Below are 25,259 nucleotides of genomic sequence, written 5' to 3' on the forward strand. Positions count from 1 at the left end.
GTCCCGCCGTGCCCGCCGTCCGCCTGGGAGCCACCATGTCCTTCGTGCCGAGCCCGCCCGACGGGGCCGTCACCGTTCCCGCCCTCATCGCCCGCAAGGCGGCCGAGTCGCCCAACGCGGTCGCCGTCGTGGACGGGGACGACGAGCTGACCTACGACGAGCTGGACGCGCGGAGCGACCGGCTCGCACGCCGCCTGCGGGCGCTCGGCGCGGGCCGGGGCCGGCGGGTGGGCGTGTGCCTGCACCGCGGCGCCGACCTGGTCGTCGCGCTGCTCGCGGTGTGGCGGGCCGGCGCCGCGTACGTGCCGCTCGACCCCGGGCATCCGCGCCGCAGGCTCGCCTGGATGATCCGCGACACCGGCGCCGACCTGGTGCTGACCACGGAGGCGGCGGACGCCGGCCGCGAGGCGGCGAAGGAGGCGGGCGCCCGCGCACTCCTCATAGAGGAGCTTCGTTCCGGCGCCGAAGAGCCGCCTCCCGCGGGCCCGGTCGAGGTGACGGGACTCGACGTCGCCTACGTCCTCTACACCTCCGGCTCGACCGGGGAGCCGAAGGGCGTCGTCATCGACCACGCCGGGTTCGCCAACGCCGTCGCCTGGCTGGCCCGCGCCCACGGGCTCTCGAACCGGGACCGGCTGCTGCACAAGACGGCCATGACGTTCGACGCCGCCCAGCTCGAGGTGTTCGCGCCGCTGGTGGGCGGCGGCACGCTCGTGGCGGCGCCGGACGGGGCCGAGCGCGACCCGGCCGCGCTGCTCCGCGAGATCGCCGCGCACCGGATCACCGTCGTCCAGGTCGTACCGTCGCTGCTGCGCGCACTGGTGGAGGAGCCCGGCTGGGACGGCTGCGAATCGCTCCGGCTCGTGCTGTCGGGCGGCGAACAGCTGCACGCCGAGCTCGCCCGCCGGCTGCGCGACCGGGTCCCGGCCGACGTCGTCAACACCTACGGGCCGAGCGAGTGCTCGGTGGACGTGACCGCGCACCGGCACGACCCGGCGCAGGCGTCGGGGCCGGTCGCCATCGGCCGCCCCGTCACCGGCATGCGGGTGATCGTCCTGGACGCGGCGGGCCGCCCCGTGCCGCCGGGCGTGCGCGGCGAACTGCACATCGGCGGCATCGGGGTGGGCCCCGGCTACCTGGACCGCCCCGCCCTCACCGCCGAGCGCTACGTGCCCGACCCGCTCGGGCCGCCCGGCTCGCGCCTGTTCCGCACCGGCGACCTGGTCTTCTGGCGCGAGGACGGCACGCTGGAGTTCGTCGGCCGGCTCGACCACCAGGTCAAGGTCAACGGCGTCCGCATCGAGCCCGGCGAGGTGGAGGCCGCGCTGTCGGCCCATCCCGGGGTCGCGCAGGCGGTGGTCGCCCCGTACCGGACCGCGGGCCTCGGCCTGCGGCTGGCCGGCCATGTGCGGCCGGTCGACGGCGGGCGCGGCCTCCCCGGCGACCTGCGGGACTTCCTGGGCGAGCGGCTGCCGGGAACGCACGTCCCCGCCGCCTTCGTCGAGATCGAGTCCTTCCCGCTCACCTCGAGCGGGAAGGTCGACCGCGCGGCGCTGCCCGAGCCCGGCGCGGCCGGCGACCGGCCGTGGGCGCCCGACGCGCCGCCGCGCACGCCGGAGGAACGGCTCGTCGCCGGCGTCTGGGAGGACCTGCTCAAGGTCGAGGGCGTGCGCGTCCGGGACGACTTCTTCCACCTCGGCGGCACGTCGCTCCAGCTCACCCGGCTGGCCAACCGGCTGCGGGCGGCCTCGGGCAGGGAGATCCACCTGCCCGGGCTGCTGGCGGCGGCGACGGTCGAGGAGCAGGCCAGGCTGATCGCGGCGCCGCCTTCCGCCGATCCGCCCGTGCCGGCGGCAGGGCCGGTGGCCGTGCCGCGCGAGGGCGGGCTGCCGCTGTCGTCCGGCCAGCGCCGCCTGTGGGTGCTGGACCGGATGAACCCGCGCGCCTTCGAATGGGTGTCGCCGCTGCTAATCCCCGTCCCCACCGGGACCTCGCCGGACGCGGTGCGCAGCGCGCTCGACGCGCTGGTCGCCCGGCACGAGGCGCTGCGCACCAGGTACGGCGTCGTGGACGGCGAGCCCGTCCAGTTCGTCGATCCGCCCCGTCCCGCGGAACTCCGCACGGTGGAGGTCACGCGCGAAGGGTTCGCGGCCCTGCTCGACGAGGAGTTCGACCGCGGTTTCGACCTGGAGAACGGCCCGGTCCTGCGGGCGGTGCTGGCGACCCTCCCCGGCGAGCAGGTGCTCGTGTTGACGATGCACCACATCGCCTGCGACGGCTGGTCGGCCGCGATCCTGCAGCGCGAGTTCGGGCTGCTGCTGGCGGCCGACCGGGACGGCGCGGAACCGGCGACGCTCCCGCCCCTGCCCGTGCAGTACGCCGACCACGCGGTCTGGCAGCGCGAACGGCTGGGCGAAGAGGTGATCGAGGCCGAACTCGCCCACTGGCGCCGCGCGCTCCACGGGCTCACCCCGCTGGCACTGCGCCCGGACCGGCTCCGGCCGCCCGTACGGGACCCGCGCGGCGCCCTCGTACCGTTCACCGTCCGGCGGGACGTCGCCGACGGGCTCACCCGCCTCGGCCGGCGGCACGACGCCACGCCGTTCATGACGCTCCTCACCGCGTTCGCCGTGCTGCTGGCGCGGCACACCGGCCGGTGGGACGTGCCGGTCGGGACGCCGGTCGCCGGCCGGCACCGTCCCGAGGTGGAGGGCGTCGTCGGGTTCTTCCTGAACAGCCTGGTCGTGCGCTGCGGCCTCGGCCCCGAGCTGCCCTTCGAGGAGGCGCTGGTCCGGGTCCGGGACGCCTGCCGGGACGCCTTCGCCCATCAGGAACTGCCGTTCGAGCGGCTCGTGGAGGACCTGGCGCCCGACCGCGACCTGTCCCGGACTCCGCTCTACCAGGCGGCGTTCGACCTGCACGACGAGGAGCTCACCGCGTCGGTGGCCGGCGGCGACCTGGACTCCTACATCAAGGCGTGGCGGGTCGCCAAGACGGACCTGACGCTGTTCATGCGCCGCGAGCCCGACGGCACGATGGTCGGCGGCCTGGAGTACGCCACGGCCCTGTTCGAGCAGGCGACCATCGAGCGGATGGCCGGTCACTTCGGCCTGCTGCTGGAGGCCGTCGCGACAGACCCCGGCGTTCCGGTGGGCACCCTCGGACTGCTGCCCGCCGACGAACAGGACCGGCTGCTGGCGTGGGGCGAGGGCACCGCCGTCGCCGCGGCGCCGCGTTCGGTGCTGGAACTGTTCGAGGAGCGGGCGGCCGCGTCGCCCAGTGCGGTCGCCGTGGTGGCGGGCACCGAGCCGGTCACCTACGGGGAGGTGGAGGAGCGCGCCAACCGGCTCGCCTGGTACCTGGCCGGATGGGGCGTGGGCCCCGAGTCGGTGGTCGGGGTGCGGCTCGACCGCGGCGCGGACCTGGTCGTCTCGCTGCTGGCGGTGTGGAAGGCGGGCGCGGCGTTCGTCCCGCTGGACCCGTCCGCGCCGGACGAGCGGACGGCGTCGATGCCGGCGGACGCGGGCGCCTCGCTGACGCTGACCGGGGCGGTGCTCAACGAGGACTCCGAGGAGATCGCGCGGATGCCCGTCACCCGCCCGGACGTGGCCCGCGACCCGGACCGGGCCGCCTATGTGATCTTCACGTCGGGGTCGACGGGGCGTCCGAAGGGTGTGCAGGTGACGCATCGGGGTTTGGCCAATCATGTGGGTTGGGCGTCGTCGGAGTTGCTGGGGGGTGACGGTGCGGGTGGTGCGCCGGTGTTCTCGTCGGTGGCGTTCGATCTGCAGGTGCCGAGTTTGTGGGCGCCGTTGGTGTCGGGTCGGGCGGTGCATCTGTTCCCTCAGGACGCCGACCTCGCCGGGCTGGGGAAGTGGCTGGCGTCGGAGGGGCCGTTCGGGTTCGTCAAGCTCACGCCGTCCCACCTGGAGATCCTCGCGGGGCAGCTCCCCATGGACGAACTCCGCGCCCTCGCCGAGACCTTCGTGGTCGCCGGCGAGGCGCTGCCGTCGGCACTGGCCGTTCCGTTCGCGCGGGCGAGAGCGCAGGGCCGGGTCCTCAACGAGTACGGGCCGACGGAGGCGTCGGTGGGGACGTGTGTGTTCCCGGTCGAGGGTGATGTGGCGGGTGAGGTCGTGCCGATCGGGCGGCCGTTGCCGGGGATGACGATGCGTGTTCTGGACGCGGAGATGCGTCTGGTTCCGGTGGGTGTGGCCGGTGAGCTGTTCGTGGGCGGTGTCGGTGTCGCGCGGGGTTACTGCGGCAATCCAGCGTTGACGGCTGAGCGTTTCGTCCCGGATCCGTTCGAGGTGGGGTCTCGGTTGTACCGGACGGGTGATCTGGTGCGGGTGCTGCCGGGCGGGGATGTGGAGTTCCTGGGCCGTCTGGACGATCAGGTGAAGATCCGGGGGTATCGGATCGAGCCGGGTGAGGTCCGGGCGGTGGTGGCCGCGCATCCGGGGGTGGCCGATGCGGTGGTGGTCGCCCGACAAGACCGGCTGGTGGCCTATGTGGTCCCGGCGGGGGACGTCACCGGCCTGCGTGAGCACTGTGCGGGGCTGCTGCCGGAGTACATGGTGCCTGCGGCATTCGTGGAGTTGCCGACGATTCCGTTGAACGCCAATGGCAAGGTCGACCGCCACGCCCTCCCCGAACCCGACACCGGGCCCGGCGACGACGCCGTCGAACCCCGCACGGTCGTCGAGGAGCGCATCGCGGAGATCTGGACCGAACTGCTCGGCACCACCGTGGGCGTGCACGCCAACTTCTTCCAGGCCGGCGGGAACTCCATCGTCGCGATCCGGCTGATCGCGGAGATCCAGGACGCCTTCGACATCGATCTGCAGGTGCGGACCGTCTTCGAGAACCCGACCATCGCGGCGCTGGCGCTGGAGATCGAGGACCGCGTCCGCGCGGAGATCGCCCAGCTGTCGGACGCCGAGCTGCTGGCCGGTTCGCTTCCCCTGGAGGGCCAGGACTGATGAGCATCGACGAGAACGCGCGCGACGCCGCGGCGCTGCGCGAGGACCTGCTCCGGCGCCGCCTCCAGGGTGGCGGGCGCGCCGGGGGCGCCGGGCGCCGCGCCGCGGCGATCGGCCGCGCCGACCGGGCCCGCCCGCTTCCGCTGTCCTACGGGCAGCAGCAGATGTGGTTCCTGCACCGGCTGGAGCCCGACAGCGCCGAGTACCTCGTGCCGCTGGTGCTGCGGATGCGCGGCCCGGTTGAGCGGGAACCGCTGGAGCGCGCCTGGCGGGAGCTGATCGTCCGGCACGAGATCCTGCGCACCCGCTACGCGATGTCCGGCGGCGCGCCCGTCCAGATCATCGACGAGCCCCGCGACCTGCCGGCGCTGCACGAGGTCGACCTGAGCGGCCACCCTGCGGGCGAGCGCGAGGAGCTGGCGGACCGGCTCGTCGCCCGCGAGACCGGGACTCCGTTCGATCTCGAACGCCAGTGGCCGGTCCGCGGGACGCTGCTGCGGCTGTCCGAGGACGACCACGTGCTCGCCGTGGTGTTCCACCACATCGCCTGCGACGCCTGGTCCTGCACGGTGTTCGGCACCGAGCTCGCGGCCCTCTACCGGGCCTTCGCGGCGGACGGCCCCGCGCCGCTGCCGCCGCTGCCCGTGCAGTACGCCGACTTCGCCGCCTGGCAGCGCCAGGAGCTGGCGGGCGACGCCCTGGAGGGGCGGCTCGCGCACTGGCGCGAGCGCCTCGCCGGGCTCGCGCCGCTCGACCTGCCCGCGGACCGCCCGCGGCCCGCCGTCCGCGACCACGCCGGCGCCGAGGTGTCGTTCGACCTGCCCGCCGCGCTGGGGGAGCGGGTGCGGGAGCTGGCGGCGCGCCACGACACCACGCCGTTCGTCGTCTTCCTGACCGTGTTCCAGGTGCTGCTCGCCCGCTACACCGGGCGGCAGGACGTCCCCGTGGGCACCGTCGTGTCCGGCCGGACGCGGCCCGAGCTGCAGGGACTCATCGGCTACGGCATCAACAGCCTGGTGATGCGGGCGGCCTGGACCGGGGACCCCGCCTTCGCCGACCTGCTGGTCCGCGGGCGCGCCATGGTGCTGGACGCCTACGACCACCAGGAGGTGCCCTTCGCCCGCCTGGTGGACGAGCTGCAGCCCGAGCGCGACATGTCGCGGACCCCGCTCTACCAGGTCGCCTTCACCCTGCACGGCGAGCGCAACGAGGGCGTCGACCTGCCGGGCGTCCGGGTGGAGGAGTTCGGCTCCGGGTCGGGACCGGCCAAGTGCGACCTGGAACTGCAGGTCCAGGAGGACGCCGGCGGCGCCTTCTCCGCGCGGATGCGCTACGCCTCGGCGCTGTTCGAGGCGTCCACGGTGCGGCGGATGACCGCGCACTTCCGGACCCTGCTGGAGGCGGCGCTGGCGGAACCGGCCGCGCCCGTGTCCCGGCTGGAGATCCTCGACGGCGCCGAGCGGGCGGCCGTCCTCGCCGATCCGGCCGTCCGCCCGCCGGTTGAACGCTGCGTCCACGAGCTCTTCGAGGAGCGGGCCGCCGCGGCGCCGGACGCGATCGCGGTGGTCGCCGGGACCGAGAGGCTGACCTACGCGCAGGTCAACGCCCGCGCCAACCGGCTCGCCCACCATCTGCGGTCGCTCGGCATGGGCCCCGAGTCGCTGGTCGGCGTCTGCCTGGAGCGCGGCCCCGACCTGATCCCGACGCTGCTCGGCGTGCTGAAGTCGGGTGCGGGGTACGTGCCGCTCGACCCCGTCAACCCCGCCGAACGGCTCGCCCACGTGGCGGCCGACGCGGGTGTGCAGGTCGTCGTCACGCGGCCCGAGCTGCTGGAACTGGTCGGCGACGTGCACGACGGCTCCACCGTCGTGGTCGGCCGGGACGAGGCGGACGCGCCGGACGGCGACCCGGCGAACCGCTCGGTCCCGGACAACTCGATCTACGTCATCTACACCTCCGGGTCCACCGGCCGGCCCAAGGGCGTGGCGCTGACGCACGCCAACGTGGTGCGGCTGATGACGACCGCGCACGAGCACTACGGGTTCGGCGCGGCGGACGTGTGGTCGCTGTTCCACTCCTACGCCTTCGACGTGTCGGTGTTCGAGATGTGGGGCGCGCTGCTGTTCGGCGGGACGCTCGTGGTGGTGCCCCGCGAGGTGACCCGTTCGCCGGAGGACTTCCTCGACCTGCTGGCCGAGGAGCGCGTGACCGTCCTCAGCCAGACGCCGACCGCGTTCCGCGGGCTGGTCGCCGCCGCGGCCGACGGCGACGAGCGTGTGGAACGCCTCGCGCTGCGTGCCGTCGTGTTCGCGGGCGAGAAGCTGGAGACCGCCGAGCTGCGGCCCTGGGCCGACCGGCGCGGTCTGGACGCCCCGGCCCTGGTCAACATGTACGGGATCACCGAGACGACTGTCCACTCGACCTATCACCGGCTGACAGGGGCGGACCTGGATCCCGCCGCCGGCAACCGCGTCGGACGCCCCCTCGCCGACCTGGCGATCCGCCTCCTCGACGGGTACGGCAACCCGGTCCCGGTCGGCGTCCCGGGGGAGATCCATGTCGCCGGGCCCGGTGTCGCCCGCGGCTACCTGAACCGGCCGGGCCTGACGGCCGAGCGGTTCGTGCCCGATCCGTTCGGCCCGCCGGGATCGCGGATGTACCGCAGCGGCGACCTGGCGCGGCGCACCGCGGACGGCGGCCTGGAGTTCCTCGGACGCGCCGACGACCAGGTGAAGGTGCGCGGCTACCGGGTCGAGCCGGGCGAGATCGAGGCGGCGCTGACCGCGCATCCCGCGGTGCGGCAGGCCGTCGTGGTCGTCCGCGACGAGCGGCTCGTCGGCTACCTCGTTCCCGCAGAGGACGCGGCGGACGGGTTGCCCGACGCCGCCGAACTGCGCGCGCTGCTGGCCCGCACGCTGCCCGACTACATGGTCCCCGCGGTGTACGTGCCGCTCGCCGCGATCCCGCTGACGCCCAACGGCAAGCTCGACAAGCGCGCGCTGCCCGAGCCGGGCGACGCGGCCGTGCGGGCCCGCGGCGCCTATGTCGCGCCGCGCACGCCCGGCGAGGCGCAGGTCGCGTCCGTGTGGGCGGACGTCCTCGGCGTCGAGCGGGTCGGGGTCCTGGACGGCTTCTTCGAGCTGGGCGGCGACTCGATCAGCGCGGTCGCGCTGGTCGGCGAGCTGCGCGCCCGCGGCCTGGACGTCTCGGTCCGGGACGTCTTCGCGCACCGCACGGTGGCCGCGCTGGCCGAACTGGCCGAGGGCCGTCCCGCCCTGCCCGCCGCCGGCGCCTCGCTGGTGCGGCCGTTCGAGCTGATCTCCGACCGCGACCGGGCCGCGCTGCCGGACGGGGTGGACGACGCCTATCCGCTGTCGCAGAACCAGATCGGCATGCTCGTCGAGATGTTCGCCGAGGACGGCCGCAACGCCTACCACAACGTCACCCTCTTCCGGATCAACGACGACGGGCCGTTCGACGAGGCGGCCTTCCGGGCCGCGGGCCGGATCGTCGTCGCGCGGCACGAGGTGCTGCGCACCTCGATCCACCTCACCGGCTACACGGTGCCGATGCAGCTCGTGCACGCCGCTGCCGAGCTGCCGATGGGCGTCCACGACCTCACCGGCCTGACCGGCGAGGAGGCCGACCAGGCCCTGGCGGAGTTCTCCGCCAACGAGCGGGCGGCGCTGTTCGACCTCGGCACGCCCGCGCTGATGCGCTTCCACGCGCATCTGACAGGGGACGGCGGGTTCTGGATGGCGGTGACCGAGTGCCACCCGATCCTCGAGGGCTGGAGCCACCACTCCCTGCTGATGGAGCTGCTGGACTGCTACCGGGCGATCCGCGACGGCCGCGACCCGGAACCGTACGAGGCGCCCGCGGTCCGCTTCGCCGACTTCATCGCCGCCGAACGCGCCTCCCTGGAGTCCGCCGAGGACCGGGAGTACTGGGACGGCGTCGTCGGCGGCCACGCCAAGTTCACCGTGCCCGCCGCCTGGTCCGGCGAGCGGCCCGCGCCCGACGGGCCCGACCCCAAGCCGAGCGAGAAGCACCTGGTCGGCATCCCCTGGCACGACCTCGAAGACGCTCTCCGCGCGCTGGCGACCGAGGCGGGGGCGTCGCTGAAGAGCGTGCTCGTCGCCGCCTACGTGAAGGTGATGAGCCAGCTCACCGAGGAGCCGGCCTTCCACGTCGGGCTCGTGTGCGACGCCCGTCCCGAGATCCTCGGCGCGGACCGCGTCTACGGCATGTACCTCAACACGCTGCCGTTCGCCGTGGACCGCGGCGCCCGGACGTGGCGGGAGCTGGTCCGGCGCACGTTCGAGCGCGAGGTCGAGCTCTGGCCGCACCGCCGCCACCCGTTCCCCGAGATCCAGCGCCGCGCGGGCGGGCGGCGCCGGCTGATCGACGTCTACTTCAACTACCAGGACTTCCACCAGGTCGACACGGCCCTGGTGGACGACCGCGCGGGCAGCGACGACGCGCCGACGGAGTTCCCGCTCACCATCTCCTCGCGGGTGGGGCACGTCATCCTCACCGCCGACTCGCACCACCTCACGCTCGAGGACACCGACCGCCTCGGCGCGATGTTCCGGGCCGTGCTGGAGGCGATGGCCGCCGGCCCGGACGGCGACGCCCGCGAGATCCTGCTGCCGCCCGGCGAGCGCGACCGGACCCTGGGGGAGTGGGCGGTAGGCCCGGCGGCCGAGGCGCACGCCGACGCCTGCTCCATGATTGGGGAACAGGCCGCCCGGACGCCGGACGCCGTCGCCGTGACCGGCGCGGCCGGCACCGTCACCTACGCCGAGCTGTGGGACCGGGCCGGGCGGATCGCCGGCCGGCTCCGCGACCTCGGCGCGGGCCCGGAGACGGTGGTGGGGGTGCTGCTCGGGCGCGGCCCCGACCTCCTGGCGAGCATGCTCGGCGTGTGGCGCGCCGGCGCGGCCTACGCGCCGATGGACCCGTCCGACCCGGCCGAACGGCTCGGCCATGTGCTGGCCGACGCCGGTGCGCGGATCGTGCTGACCGAGGAGGCGCACGAGGGGCTGCTCGCGGGCGCCTTCGACGGCACGCGGTTGCGGGCGGCCGAGGCCGCGCGGGAGGGGACGGCTCCCGGGCCCGTCGTCCGGGACCCCGACTCCACCGCCTACGTGATCTACACGTCGGGGTCGACGGGCCGCCCGAAGGGGGTGCGGGTCACCCACCGCGGCCTGGCGGGCTACCTGGGCTGGGCCGCCGCGGAGTACATCGGCGACACCGAGCGCACTGGAGAGGCGGGCGGGGCGCCGCTGTTCTCCTCGGTGGCCTTCGACCTGGCCGTCACGATGCTGTACGCGCCGCTGGTCGCCGGACGGGCCGTCCACATGTTCCCGCAGGACGGCGACCTCGCCGACCTCGGCGGATGGCTGGCCGCGAACGGCCCGTTCGACTTCGTCAAGCTGACCCCCTCCCACCTGGAGATGCTCGCCCACCAGCTCGGCCCGGACCGCGCCGCCGGGCTCGCCGGGACGCTGGTGGTGGGCGGTGAGCCGCTGCACGGCCCGGTCGCCGGGCTGTGGTCGCGGCTGCTCGGCGGCGGCCGGATCGTGAACGAGTACGGGCCGACCGAGATCACCGTCGCCGACGCCGCGTTCACCGTGGAGGAGCCGCGTCCCGAGGGCGTGGTGCCCGTCGGCCGCCCGATCCCGGGCACGACCCTCTACATCCTCGACGAGCTGATGGAGCCCGTCCCCGTCGGCGTCGTCGGGGAGCTGTACGTGGGCGGCGCGGGGCTCGCGCGCGGCTACTCCGGCGACCCCGCCATGACCGCGGAGCGGTTCGTGCCCGATCCGTTCGGGGGCGGCGGGCGCCTGTACGCCACCGGCGACCTCGCCCGCTGGCGCTCCGACGGCGACGCCGAGGTGCTCGGCCGCCGCGACGGCCAGGTGAAGATCCGCGGCCACCGCGTCGAGCCGGGGGAGGCCGCCGCCGTGCTGCGGGAGGCCCCGGCCGTCCGGGACGCGGTGGTCGTCGCGGGCGACGACGGGACGGGGTCGGTCCGTCTCGTCGCCTACGTCGTGATCGACGGCGCCCTCGACGGACTGCGCGAGCACTGCGCTGCCCTGCTGCCCGAGCACATGGTGCCGCGGACGTTCGTGCGTCTCGACCGCATCCCGCTCACCACGGCGGGCAAGCTCGACGAGCGAGCCCTGCCCGTCCCGGACCGCGACGCCGCGGGCACCGGGCCGGACCGTCCGTACATCGCGCCGCGCACACCCGTCGAGGAGCGCGTCGCCGCCCTGTGGGGCGAGGTGCTCGGCGTCGGCCGCGTCGGTGTCGACGACGCCTTCTTCGACCTCGGCGGCGACTCCATCCGCGCCGTCGTGCTCGCGGCGGCCCTGCGCGCCGAGGGCTTCGAGGTCGGGGTGCGGGACGTCATGGAGCACCGGACCGTCGCCGGGCTGTGCGCGCGGCTCGCCGAGCGGGACGGCGGCGCGGCGGCCGCCCCGAGGCCCGCCGTCGCCCCGTTCGAGCTGGTCTCCGACGCCGACCGCGCCCGGCTCCCGCTGGGCGTCGTCGACGCCTATCCGCTGTCGCAGAACCAGGCCGGGATGCTCGTCGAGATGCTCGCCGACGACACCCGCAACAGCTACGTGGACGTCACCTCGTTCCGCATCCGCGGCGGCAGCGCGTTCTCGATCGAGGCGTTCCGGCGGGCCGTCGCCGCCGTCGCCGGCCGGCACGACGTCCTGCGCTCGTCCCTGCACCTGGACGGCTACTCGACGCCGATGCAGCTCGTCCACGCCGCCGCCGACATCCCCTGCGAGCTGCGGGACCTGCGCGGGCTCGGCGAGCCGGAGCAGAAGGCGGCCCTGGCCGCCTTCGTCGCCGAGGAGCGGGCGCGCGCGTTCGGCGAGGCCGCCGACGGGCCGCTGCTGCGCGTCTTCGTGCACCTCCACGACGACGACGCCTGGCGCTGCACGTTCGTCAAGAGCCACGCCCTCCTGGACGGGTGGAGCTATCACCTGCTCCTCGGCGAGCTGGTGGACGCCTACGAGCGGATCCTGTCCGGCCGCGCCGAACCGGAGCCGGAAGCGCGGCCCGCAGTGCGGTTCGCCGACGCGATCGCGGCCGAGCTCGCGGCGCTGGACTCGGCGGAGGACCGCGCCTACTGGCGGGAGGTCGTCGGCGGGCGGAGCAGGCTCACCCTGCCCGAGGCCTGGCGCGGCGACCCCGTCCTGCCGCTGACCGACGTCCGCTCGGGCCTGTCGTTCCGCGACCTCGAACCGCGGCTGCGCGCCCGCGCGGCCGAGGCCGGGGCGTCCCTCAAGAGCATCCTGCTCGCCGCGCACCTGGCCGTGATGAGCCGGATCACGCCCGAGCCGGAGTTCCACACCGGGCTCGTCACGCACACGCGGCCCGAGGCGCCGGACGCCGAGCGGATCCTCGGCATGCTGCTGAACACGCTGCCGTTCCCGATGGACCGGACCGCCCGGACATGGCGCGATCTCGTCCGGCGGGTCTTCGACCGGGAGGTCGGGCTTTGGCCGCACCGGCACTTCCCGCTCCCCGCCATCCAGCGCGAGCACGGCGGCGGCCGCATCACCGACGTCTTCTTCAGCTACATGGACTTCGACGACGTCGGATCGGAGCGGGCCGAGGACGAGGGCAACGGCATCAACGCCAGCGCGACCGAGTTCCCGCTCGGCGTCACCGTGCTCGGCGGCATCCTCACGCTGCGCACCAACACGCACACCATGACCCAGGAGAACGCCGACCGGCTGGCGGGCATGTACCGGGCCGCGCTGGAGGCGGTCGCCGGCGACCTCGACGGGGACCCGCACGCCGAGCTGCTGCCGCGGGACGAACTCGACCGCCTGCTCTCGTGGGGCGAGGGCGCAGCCGTCGCCGCGACGTCGCGGTCGGTGCCGGAGCTGTTCGAGGAGCGGGCGGCCACGTCGCCGGAGGCGCCGGCGGTGGCGGCCGGCGGCATGTCGTTCACCTACGGGCAGATCGACGAGCGCGCGAACCGCCTCGCCCGGCACCTCATCGGCCGCGGCGTCGGACCCGAGTCCGTGGTGGGCGTCCTTCTCGGCCGCGACGCCGATCTGGTGGTGTCGCTGCTGGCGGTGTGGAAGGCGGGCGGCGCGTTCGTCCCGCTGGATCCGGCGTACCCGGCGAACCGGGTCACCTCGATGCTGGAGGACGCGGGCGCATCCCTCCTCCTAAACGCGTCGTTCCTGGACGGGGAGGCCGAGCGGATCGCGGCCATGCCGCCCACCCGGCCCGACCGAAGCCCGGACCTGGACCGCGCGGCCTATGTGATCTTCACGTCGGGGTCGACGGGGCGGCCGAAGGGTGTGCAGGTGACCCATCGGGGGCTGGCCAATCATGTGGGTTGGGCGTCGTCGGAGTTGTTGGGTGATGGCGTGGGTGGTGCGCCGGTGTTCTCGTCGGTGGCGTTCGATCTGCAGGTGCCGAGTTTGTGGGCGCCGTTGGTGTCGGGTCGGGCGGTGCATCTGTTCCCTCAGGACGCCGACCTCGCCGATCTCGGCGGATGGCTCGCGCAGGAGGGGCCGTTCGGGTTCGTCAAGCTCACGCCGTCCCACCTGGAGCTGCTCGGCCACCAGCTCGGCGCCGAGCAGGCCCGCGGCCTCACCGACACGCTGGTCGTCGCCGGCGAGGCGTTCGGGCGACAGGCGCTGGGGTCCTGGCGCGAACTCGCCCCGGACGGCCGGGTCCTCAACGAGTACGGGCCGACGGAGGCGTCGGTGGGGACGTGTGTGTTCCCGGTCGAGGGTGATGTGGCGGGCGAGGTCGTGCCGATCGGGCGGCCGTTGCCGGGGATGACGATGCGCGTTCTGGACGCGGACATGCGTCTGGTCCCGGTCGGTGTGGCCGGTGAACTGTTCGTCGGTGGCGTGGGTGTGGCGCGCGGTTATGTGGGACGCGCGGAGTTGACGGCTGAGCGTTTCGTCCCTGATCCGTTCGAGGTGGGGTCTCGGTTGTACCGGACGGGTGATCTGGTGCGGGTGCTGCCGGGTGGGGATGTGGAGTTCCTGGGTCGTCTGGACGATCAGGTGAAGATCCGGGGCTACCGGATCGAGCCGGGTGAGGTCCGGGCGGTGGTGGCGGCGCATCCCGGGGTGGCCGATGCGGTGGTGGTCGCCCGACAAGACCGGCTGGTCGCTTATGTGGTCCCGGCGGGAGACGTCACCGGCCTGCGTGAGCACTGTGCGGGGCTGCTGCCGGAGTACATGGTTCCGGCGGCGTTCGTGGAGTTGCCGGCGATCCCGTTGAACGCCAACGGCAAGGTCGACCGCCACGCCCTCCCCGAACCCGACAGCGCACCGGAGGACGAGGCCGTCATCGCTCCGCGCACGCCGGCCGAGGAACGCATCGCGGCGGTCTTCGCCGAGGTGCTCGGCCGGGCCCGCGTCGGCCTGCACGACGGCTTCTTCGAGAGCGGCGGCGACTCGATCAGCGCCATCGTCGTGGTGGGCACCCTGCGCGACGAGGGCTACGACGTCTCGGTGCGCGACCTCTTCGTGTCCCGCACCGTCGCCGGACTGGCCGAGGCCGCGGCGGGACGCGGCGCCGCGGCGGCCGCCGGGCGCGCCGTCGAGCCGTTCGAGCTGATCGGCCCGGACGACCGGGCGGTACTGCCCGCCGGAGCCGGCGATGCCTACCCGATGTCGCAGGCCCAGGTCGGCATGCTCGTCGAGATGATGGGCGGCGAGGGCCACTACCTGAGCTTCGCCGCCTACCGGATCCCCGATCCGCGGCCGTTCGACGAGGGCGCGCTGCGCGCCGCGGCCCAGGTCGTCGTGGACCGCCACGAGGTGCTGCGCTCCTCCCTCGACCTCGGCTCGTACTCGGTCCCGATGCAGGTCGTCCACGAGGCCGTCGAGGTCCCGGTGACCGCCCGCGACCTGCGGCGCCTGCCGGAGGACGAGCGCGAGGCCGCACTGATGGACCTGCTGACCGCGGCGCGGAACGAGCCGTTCGACCTGGCCGCGGCGCCGCTGCTGCGCCTGGGCGCCTACGTGGCCGACGGCGGCGGCTGGTGGCTGGCAGTCGCCCGCCCGCACGCGGTCACCGAGGGCTGGAGCCACAACGCCCTGCTGGCCGAACTGCTGGACTGCTACCGGCGCATCAGGGACGGGCGCGAGCCCGCGCCTTACGAGGCGCCGCCGGTGCGCTTCGCGGACTTCATCGCCGCCGAACTGGCCGCGCTGGACTCCGAGGAGGACCGCGCCTACTGGCAGGCGACCGTCGACGGGCACGCGCCCGTCGCCCTGCCCGAGGGCTGGGGCGGCGAGCCGGGGGCCGGCCCTGGGGAGCCGTATGACGTGCGCGTGGAACTGGGCGCGCTGGAGGAACCGCTCAACGCCCTCGCCGCGCGGGCGCACGTGTCGATCAAGAGCGTCCTGCTCGCCGCGCACGTGAAGGTCATGAGCCAGCTGACCGACGCGAGGGCCTTCCACGTCGGGCTGATCTGCGACGCGCGTCCCGAGGTCCTCGGCGCCGACCGCGTGTACGGGATGCACCTCAACACGGTGCCGTTCGCGATGGACCGTACTGCAGGCACCTGGTACGACCTGGTCCGGCGGGTCTTCGACCGCGAGGCCGAGCTGTGGTCGCACCGGCGCTACCCGATGCCCTCCATGCAGCGCGCCTGGGGCGGCGGGCGCCTGGTGAACGTGGTCTTCAACTACTTCGACTTCCCCCGGACGGGCCCGGACGAGGCCGGTGGGCCGTCCGGCGGCGCCGACCTGAGGCTCGGCGACTCGCGGACCGAGTTCGGCCTGACCGTGCACTGCCGGCCGGACCGGCTCAGCCTGAGCACCGACACCAGCGTGCTGGGCCGCGCGAACGGCGAGCGGCTGGCCGGGATGTACCGGGCGGTGCTGGCGGCGATGGCCGCCGACGCCGACGGGGACGCCCGCGACACGTACCTGGGGCCGGACGAGCCGGACCCGCTGCCGGACGAGCGCGCCGTGGCCGCCCGCGAGCCCGTCGCGATCCGCGTGCCGGCCGAGTTCGAGCGGCACGCGGCCGAGACCCCGGACGCCGTGGCGGTGCACGCCGCCGGGGTCTCGCTCGGCTACGCCGAGCTGAACGACCGGGCCGACCGGCTCGCGCACCGGCTCCGCGAGCTGGGCATCGGTCCCGAGACACTGGTCGGGATCTGCGCCGACCGGTCGGCCGAGCTGGTCCTCGGCGTGCTGGCGGTGTTCAAGGCCGGCGGCGCCTACCTGCCGCTCGACCCGGAGCTGCCGCCGGAGCGCCTCGCGGGCATCGCGGCCGACGCCGGTCTGGAGCTGCTGCTCACCCGCCGCGACCTGCTCGGCACGGCGCCGGGCGACGGGCGGACCGTGGTCCTGCTGGACGAGCCGGACGGATGGCCGCACCCGTCCGCACAGGCTCCCGTCCCAGCCGCCGAAGCCGGTACCGACGCCGACGCCGACCATCTCGCCTACGTCATCTACACCTCGGGATCCACCGGAAGGCCGAAGGGCGCCATGGTCCACCGGCGCGGCATGGGCAACCACCTGCTCGCCAAGATCGAGGACCTCGGACTGACCGCCGCCGACACCGTCGTGCTGAACGCCTCGCCCGCCTTCGACATCTCGGTGTGGCAGATGCTGGCCCCCCTCGTCGTGGGCGGCCGGGTCAGGGTGGTGGACGCGGCGACCGCGCTCGATCCGGAGAGTCTGTTCGGGCTGGTCGCGAGCGACCGCGTCACCGTCCTGGAGGTCGTCCCGTCGCTGCTGCGCGCGGCCCTGGACACCTGGGACACCGGCGCTCCGGCCCCCGCGCTGCCGGACCTGCGGTGGCTCGTGGTGACCGGCGAGGCGCTGCCGCCGGAGCTGTGCGCGCGGTGGTCCGCCCGCTTCCCCGGCGTCCCGGTGGTGAACGCCTACGGCCCGACCGAGTGCTCCGACGACGTCACGCACGCCGTCATCATGGCCGAGGACCCCACGTCCGCCGAGGCGCGGGTGCCGATCGGCCGCGCGGTCCGCAACACCCGCCTGCACGTGCTGGACGAATGGCTGCAGCCCGTCCCGGCGGGCGTGCCCGGCGAGCTGCACGTCGGCGGCGCCGGGGTGGGGCGCGGCTACCTGGACCGGCCGGACCTCACCGCCGCGTCGTTCGTCCCCGACCCGCACGGCCCCGCCGGAGCGCGCTTGTACCGCACCGGCGACCTGGCGCGCCGGCTGCCGGACGGCTCGCTGGACTTCCTCGGCCGGCTGGACGACCAGGTGAAGGTCCACGGCCACCGGATCGAGCTCGGCGAGATCGAGGCGGTGCTGGCGGCCGACCCCCGGGTGCGGCACTGCGTGGTCGTCGTGCGCGACGAGCGCCTGATCGCCTACCTGGTCGCGGAGGAGGGCGCGAGCCCCGCCCCGGCCGCGCTGCGCTCGGAGCTGGCCCGCACCCTGCCGGACTACATGGTCCCCGCGGCGTTCGTGGCGATGGACCGGCTGCCGCTGACCTCCAACGGCAAGCTCGACCGGCGCGCCCTGCCCGCGCCCGGGGAGGGCGACTTCGCCCGCGGCGAGCACGTGGCGCCGCGCACCGGGCTGGAGCGCCGGGTGGCCGACGCCTGGCGGCGCGCCCTGGACGCCGACCGGGTCGGTGTCGACGACGGCTTCTTCGACCTCGGCGGCGACTCGATCCGCGCGGTGGCGCTGGTGGGCGCGCTGCGCGCCGAGGGCCTGGACGTGGCCGTGCGCGACGTCTTCGAGTACCGGACGGTCGCCAGGCTGTGCGAGGCGCTGCGCGACCGGGACCGGCTGACCGCCGGCGACCGGGCGGCGGTCGCGCCGTTCCAGCTGATCTCCGAGCGGGACCGCGCCGCGCTCCCGGACGGCGTCGCCGACGCCTACCCGCTGACCCGCAACCAGATCGGCATGCTCGTCGAGATGCTCGCCGACGACGGGCACCGGGCGTACCACATCATCAACACGTTCCGGATCCGCGACGAGCGGCCGGTGGACGCGGACGCCCTCGCGGCGGCGGCGCGCACGCTGGCCGCCCGGCACGACATCCTGCGCACGTCGATCCACCTGACGGGCTACTCGGTGCCGATGCAGATCGTCCACGACCCGCGCGACGCGGCGGGCATCCGGGTCGGCGTCCAGGACCTGCGCGGCGTCCCCGACGTGACCGGCGCGGCGGGCGAGCGGATCCTGCGCGGGTTCGTCGCCGCCGAACGGGCCGACGCGTTCGACCTGGAGACCGCCCCGCTGATCCGGATGTTCGCCCACCAGGAGAGCGACGAGGCCTGGTGGCTGACCTTCACCCAGGCGCACCTGATCACCGAGGGGTGGAGCTACCACCTGCTGCTGATGGAGCTGCTGGAGGTCTACCGCCGGATCAGGGACGGCCGCGAGCCCGAGCCCTACGAGGCGCCCGGCGTGCGCTTCGCCGACTCGGTCGCCGCCGAGCTGGCGTCGCTCGACTCGGCCGAGGACCGCGGCTACTGGCGGCGGATCACCGGCGAGTACGCGCCGCTGACCCTCCCCGCGGACTGGGCGACGGCCACGACGGCCCCGGCGGGCCCGGCCGGTCCGGCGGCCACGGACGTCGAGCCGGTGTACGCGCAGGTGCCGTTCGAGGACCTCGGCGACGGGCTGCGCGCCCTCGCCACCGCGACGGGCGTCTCGCTCAAGGCGGTGCTGCTGTCCGCCCATCTCAAGGTGATGAGCCAGATCACCGGCGCCCAGGCCTTCCACACCGGCCTGGTCTGCGACACCCGGCCCGAGGAGCTCGGCGCCGACCGCGTCTACGGCATGTACCTGAACACGGTGCCTTTCGCGATGGACCGCGGCGCCCGGACGTGGGCCGACCTGGTCCGGCGGACCTTCGACCGCGAGGTCGAGCTGTGGCCGCACCGCCGCTACCCGATGCCCGACATCCAGCGGGAGTGGGGCGGCGGCCGGCTCATCAACGTCTACTTCAACTACCTGGACTTCCACCAGGTCGACACCGACGCCGTCGACACCGGCCGCCGGATCAGCAACGCGCCCGTCGAGGCGGGCATCGGGCTGACCGTGCACAACCGCGGCGACCGCCTCTACCTGAGCACGCACACCGGGGCGATCGGCCACGCCGCCGCCGAGCGGCTCGCCGGGATGTACCGCGCGGTGCTGGAGGCGATGGCCGCCGGGGCGGACGGCGACGCCCGCGCGATGTACCTGCCGGAACCGGCCGCCGAGGACGTCGCCGAGGGCGCGTCCGGCACCGCCGTGGGCGGCTGCCTGCACGAGCTTTTCGCCGAGCAGGCGGCGCGCACCCCGGACGCGCCGGCGGTCACCGCGGGCGGCGTGACGCTGACGTACGCCGAGGTGGACGCGCGCGCCGACCGGCTCGCCCGCCGCCTGCGGTCGCTGGGCGCGGCGCCGGAACGGCTGGTCGGCGTGTGCCTCGGCCGCGGCGCCGACCTGCTGCCCGCGCTGCTCGGCGTGCTCAGGTCCGGGGCGGGTTACCTTCCGCTCGACCCCGCCAACCCGGCCGACCGGCTCCGGTACATCGTCGCGGACGCGGGCGTGGACCTGCTGGTCACCGACGACGCGCGCACCGACCTCGCGCGGGCGATCCACGGGGGACGGCTCGTGGTGCTCGACGATCCGGCGGAGGCGGCCGTCCCGGCGGACGACGGCGCCGCGGACCCGGCCGGGTCCGCGGCCGTGCCGGGCAACCTCGCCTACACCATCTACACGTCCGGGTCGACGGGCCGCCCGAAGGGCGTCGCCGTCACGCACGCCAACGTCGTCCGGCTGATGACGACGGCGCAGGAGCACTACGCCTTCGACGACTCCGACGTGGTCAGCATGTCCCACTCGTACGCCTTCGACGTGTCGGTGTTCGAGATGTGGGCGGCGCTGCTGCACGGCGGCCGGCTGGTGCTGGTGCCGACGGAGGTGGCCCGCTCGCCGGAGGACTTCCTCGACCTGCTGGTCGACGAGGAGGTCACCGTCCTGTCGCAGACCCCGACCGCGTTCCGCTCGCTGGTGGCCGCGGCGGCCGCCGGAGACCCGCGGATGAAATCGCTCGCCCTGCGCGCCGTCGTGTTCGCGGGGGAGAAGCTCGACATCCCCGAGCTGCGGCCGTGGGTGGAGCGGCGCAGCCTCGCCCGCACGGCGCTGGTCAACATGTACGGCATCACCGAGACCACCGTCCACACCACCTACCACCGGATCACCAAGCGCGACCTGGACCCCGCGGCGGGCAACGCCGTCGGCCGACCGCTCAGCGACCTGCGGGTCCACCTGCTGGACGCGGAGGGCAACCGGGTGCCCGACGGGGTCGCGGGTGAGATCCACGTGTCGGGTCCGGGCGTGGCCCGCGGCTACCTCGGCCGCCCCGACCTCACCGCGCAGCGGTTCGTGCCGGACCCCTTCGGCCCCCCGGGATCGCGGATGTACCGCAGCGGCGACACCGCCGTCCGCAAGGACGACGGCTCGCTGGAGTTCGTCGGCCGGATCGACGACCAGGTCAAGATCCGCGGCTTCCGGGTCGAGCTCGGCGAGATCGAGGCCGCCCTCGCCGCCCATCCGCGGGTCGGGCACGCCGTGGTGCTGCTGCGCGACGACGAGCGCGGCGAGCCCGCGCTGGTGGGATACGTCGTCCCGGCGGGCGAGGAGAAGCCCGACGCCGCCGACCTGCGGGACCGGCTCGCCGAGACGCTGCCCGAGTACATGGTGCCCGCGGTGTTCGTCGCGCTGGACGGCATCCCGCTCACGCCGAACGGCAAGCTCGACAAGCGCGCGCTCCCCGCCCCCGGCGCCGCCGCGCTGCGCGCCCGCCGGGCCTACGTCGCCCCGCGCACCGCGCTGGAGCAGCGGATCGCGTCGGTGTGGTCGGCGGTCCTGGGCGTCGGCGGCGTCGGCGTCGAGGACGGCTTCTTCGACCTCGGCGGCGACTCGATCCGCGCGGTGTCGCTGGTCGGCGCCCTGCGGGCGGAGGGGCTGGACGTCGGCGTCCCCGACGTCTTCGCCCGGCGGACCGTCGCCGGGCTCGCGCGGGCGCTGGAGGGCCGGGAGGAGATCCAGGAGTCCGCCACCAGGGCCGCCCCGTTCGAGCTGATCGCCGAACGCGACCGCGACCGGCTCCCCGCCGGCGTCGCCGACGCCTACCCGCTCACCCAGGGGCAGGCCGGGATGCTCGTGGAGATGCTCTCCAGCACCGGGCAGCCGAACTACCACATCGTCAAGACCGTGGGCTTCTCCGCGGCCGAGCCGTTCGACGAGGACGCGCTGCGCCGGGCGATGGACGAGTTGGTGTCCCGGCACGAGATCCTGCGCACCTCCGTCGACCTGGAGCGCTACTCCGAACCGCTGCAGCTCGTCCACCGGGAGGCGCGGATCCGGCTGCGCGTGGTGGACCGCCGCGACCTCGGCGAGGACGCCGAGGCGGCGGTGCTCGCCGCGCACCTCGAGGCCGAGGCCGGAGAGCCGCTGGACCACGAGGCGGCGCCGCTGATGCGGCTGACCGTCCACCGGCTGGCCGGCGGGCGCTGGCAGCTGACGTTCGCCCAGTCCCACGTCATCCTGGACGGCTGGAGCTTCTACCTGCTGCGCGTCCAGGCACTGGAGCTGTACCGCGCCTACCGCGACGGCCGCGAGCCCGAGCCCTACACGGCACCGGACGTGCGTTTCGCCGACTTCGTCGCCGCCGAGCGCGCGGCGCTGGCAGGCGACGGCGACCGCGAGTACTGGCGCTCGGCGCTCGACGGGGCCGCCAAGTTCACCTTCCCCGACGGCTGGGGATCGGTCTCCGCCGGGCCGGGCGAGGTCCACCTGCACCAGGTCCACTTCGGCGACCTGATGGACGGCATCGAGCACCTCGCCTACGACGCCGGTGTGCCGGTCAAGAGCGTTCTGCTGGCCGCGCACCTGAAGGTGATGAGCCGGCTCACCCCCGAGCACGCGTTCGTCACCGGCCTGATGTGCCACTCGCGCGCCCAGGTCATCGGCGCCGACCGGGTGGCCGGGATGAGCCTCAACGCCCTCCCGGTCGTCATGGACCGCGGGGCGGCGACCTGGCGTGAGCTGGTCGCGGACGTCTTCGCCGCCGAGGCCCGGATGTGGGAGCACCGGCACCTCCCGATGTCGGCGATCCAGCACGACCTGGCCGGCGGCGAGCGCCTCATCGACGTGTACTTCAGCTACATCGACTTCGACCAGCCCGAGGAGGGGCCGGTCGACCGCAGGCTCGACTTCTGCTTCAGCTCCAACGAGTTCCCGCTGACCGTGGCCGTGCAGGCGGCCCGGCTCACCTTCCACACCAACTCGCGGGTGCTCTCGCCGGAGAACGCCGAGCGCCTCGCTGGCATGTATCGGGCGGTGCTCGCGGCGATGGCCGCCGATCCGGACGGCGACGCCCGGCAGACCTGCCTGCCCGACGGCGAGGACGAGACCCTCCGGCGCGCCGCGACCGGCCCGGTCGCCGACTACGGCCCGCTCAGCGTGCCCGAGCGGATCGCCGAGCAGGCGGTGCGCACCCCGCAGGCGCGGGCCGTCGTCTGTGGCGACGACGCCCTCACCTACGCCGGCCTCATCGAGCGGGCCGACGCCGTCGCGGCGGCGCTGTGGACCGCCGGCGCGGGCGCCGGCACCGTGGTGGGCGTCCTGCTCGACCGGGGCGTGGACCTGATCGCGGGCCTGCTGGGCGTCTGGCGGGCGGGCGCCGCCTACCTGCCGCTCGACCCGTCGCACCCCGCCGCGCGGCTGGGCGAGGCGCTCACCGACGCCGGCGCGGTGGCGCTGCTGAGCCGCGACGGCCTCGCCGAGCCGATCGGTACGGACTTCGCGGGCGCGGTGCTCGCCGTCGACCGGATCGACGCCGCCCCCGGCCGGGCGCCCGCCCCCCGCCCCCACGCGGACGAGACGGCCTACGTGATCTACACGTCGGGATCGACCGGACGGCCGAAGGGCGTCCAGGTGACCCACGGCGGGCTGGCGAACCACCTCGGCTGGGCCGCGGCGGAGCTGGCCGGGCGCGGCCGCGGCGGCTCCGCGGTCTTCTCCTCGGTGGCCTTCGACCTGGTCGTCCCGAACCTGTGGGCGCCGCTGCTGGCCGGCGGGGCGGTGCGGCTGCTGCCGCCGGACCTGGAGCTGACGAGGCTGGGCGAGGAACTCCTGCGGCACGCCCCGTTCGGCTTCCTGAAGCTGACGCCCGGCCATCTGGAGATCCTGTCCGGGCAGGTGACGCCCGAGCAGGCCGCGGAGCTGGCTGAGGTGATCGTCGTCGCGGGCGAGGCGCTGCCCGCCGGGCTCGCCGCCGAGTGGCTCGACCGGGTCGGGCCCGGACGCCTGGTGAACGAGTACGGGCCGACCGAGACCTCGGTCGGCGCGAGCGTCCACCCGGTGCACGGACCCGCGGACGGCGAGGTGGTGCCGATCGGCCGGCCGCTGCCGGGCGTCCGCATGCACGTCCTCGACGAGGACCTGCGGGAGGTCCCGATCGGCGTCCCCGGGGAGCTGTTCGTCGGCGGCGCGGGCGTCGCGCGCGGCTACCTGGACCGGCCCGCGCTCACCGCCGGGCGGTTCGTGCCCGACCCGTTCGGCCCGGCGGGCTCGCGGCTCTACCGCACCGGCGACCTGGTGCGGCTGCGGCCGGACGGCGCCGCCGAGTTCCTCGGCCGGCTCGACCACCAGGTGAAGATCCGGGGCCACCGGGTCGAGCCCGGCGCGGTCGCCGCGCTGCTGACCGCCCATCCCGCCGTCCGGGAGGCCGCCGTGGTCGCCGACCGGACCGCGGCGGGCGACGTCCGGCTGGTGGCCTACGTGGTCACCGGCGACGGCGAGGCCGGCCCCGGCGACGCGGCGGACCTCGCCGCGTACTGCGCGGCCGAGCTTCCCGCCGCCATGGTCCCCGCGGTCATCGTGCCGCTGGACGCCCTGCCGCTGAACGCCAACGGCAAGCTCGACCGGTCGGCCCTGCCGGCGGCCGAGGCGCGCCCGGACCGGCCGCACGCCGAGCCGGCGACGCCGACCGAGCGGCGCATGGCGGAGATCTGGGCCGGTGCGCTGAAGGTGGAGCGGGTCGGCCGCGACGACGGGTTCTTCGAACTCGGCGGGCACTCGATCCTGCTGATCCAGGTCGTGCTGGAGGCGGTCCAGGCCGGGCTGCCGGTGACGCTGCTGATGTTCTACCAGCACGAGACCCTGCGCGAGCTGGCGGCGGCGATCGACGCCCAGCCCCGGCCCGAGTCGCGGCCCGAAACAGAGCCCGAGCCACGGCCCGAGTCGCGGCGGACGGCACCGGCGCCGGCCACGGCGAAGCACGAGCCGCTGCCGGGCAACGTGCCGGGGCTGAGCGCCGCGATCGTCCAGGACGGGGAACTCGTCGCCCTGGAGACGCGCGGCGTCCTGGCGGCGGGCGGGGACGACCCCGTCACCCCGGACACCTGCTTCCAGGCCGGCTCGATGAGCAAGCACGTCACGGCGTTCGGCGCGCTGCGGCTGGTCGACGAAGGCGTGCTGGACCTCGACGAGGACGTCGCGGCCTACCTCACCGGCTGGCGGGTGCCCGGCGGCGCGCGCGTCACCGTCCGGCATCTCCTCGCACACCTGTCGGGGCTCGCGCCGAACCCCGGCAAGGGATACCCGCGCGGGGGGCCGGTCCCCACGGTGCTGGACGTCCTGAACGGGCGGCCGCCCGCGACCAACCCGCCGGTGACGATGGACGCGGAGCCGGGAGCGGTCTTCCGCAAGGCGAACGTGCACTACTCGGTCCTGCAACAGGTCATGACCGACGTCACCGGACGGCCTTTCCCGGATCTGATGCGCGAGCTCGTCCTCGAACCGGTCGGCATGACCGGGAGCGGCTTCGAGCACTCCTTCCCCGAAGGGAAGGGACGCCGGGCCGCCCGCGGGCACGACGCGGACGGCGAGCAGGTTCGCGGCGGCTGGCTCGTCCGCCCGGACATGGCGGCCGCCGGGCTCTGGACGACGGCGGCGGACCTGGCCGGGCTCGCGCTGGCGATCCGCCGCTCCCACCTCGGCCGTCCGCTGGCGCCGCTGTCGCGGGAGACCGCCCGGCGGATGCTCACCGTCCAGCACGAGGGCGCGTTCTACGGCCTCGGCACGGTCGTCGACCCCACCGGCGCCGACCCGCAGTTCGGGCACGGCGGCGAACCGGCCGGCTACCACGGCCTCACCGTGCTGCGGCTCGGCGCGGGCACCGGCGCCGTCGTGCTCACCAACGGCTCGGCGGGCCGGGAGGCGGTGCGGGAGCTGATGTCCCGCGCCGATCCGGGCACCGCCCCGCTCGACTACTGATCGG

The 25,259-nt window shown here is 74.9% G+C and carries 2 protein-coding genes; both read left to right on the forward strand.

All coding sequences use genetic code 11. The annotated features are described in order from the left end of the window. Window positions 1–35: 35 nt before the first annotated feature. Window positions 36–4,982, forward strand: coding sequence for an amino acid adenylation domain-containing protein (locus tag ABD296_RS25005; protein WP_344271664.1), 4,947 nt, complete (start codon window positions 36–38; stop codon window positions 4,980–4,982). After that, on the forward strand, window positions 4,982–25,255 hold the full coding sequence (locus tag ABD296_RS25010; protein ID WP_344271667.1) for an amino acid adenylation domain-containing protein: 20,274 nt from the start codon (window positions 4,982–4,984) through the stop codon (window positions 25,253–25,255). Before ABD296_RS25005 ends, ABD296_RS25010 begins: the two co-directional genes overlap by 1 nt. The last annotated feature ends 4 nt before the right edge of the window (window positions 25,256–25,259 follow it).

The organism is Actinomadura napierensis (assembly GCF_039529375.1).
Classification (GTDB): Bacteria; Actinomycetota; Actinomycetes; order Streptosporangiales; family Streptosporangiaceae; genus Spirillospora; species Spirillospora napierensis.

Bases quoted from the DNA above. Each gene is read 5' to 3' on its own strand.
- ABD296_RS25010 (WP_344271667.1), top strand. From the start codon at position 4,982: ATGAGCATCGACGAGAACGCGCGCGACGCCGCGGCGCTGCGCGAGGAC.
- ABD296_RS25005 (WP_344271664.1), top strand. From the start codon at position 36: ATGTCCTTCGTGCCGAGCCCGCCCGACGGGGCCGTCACCGTTCCCGCC.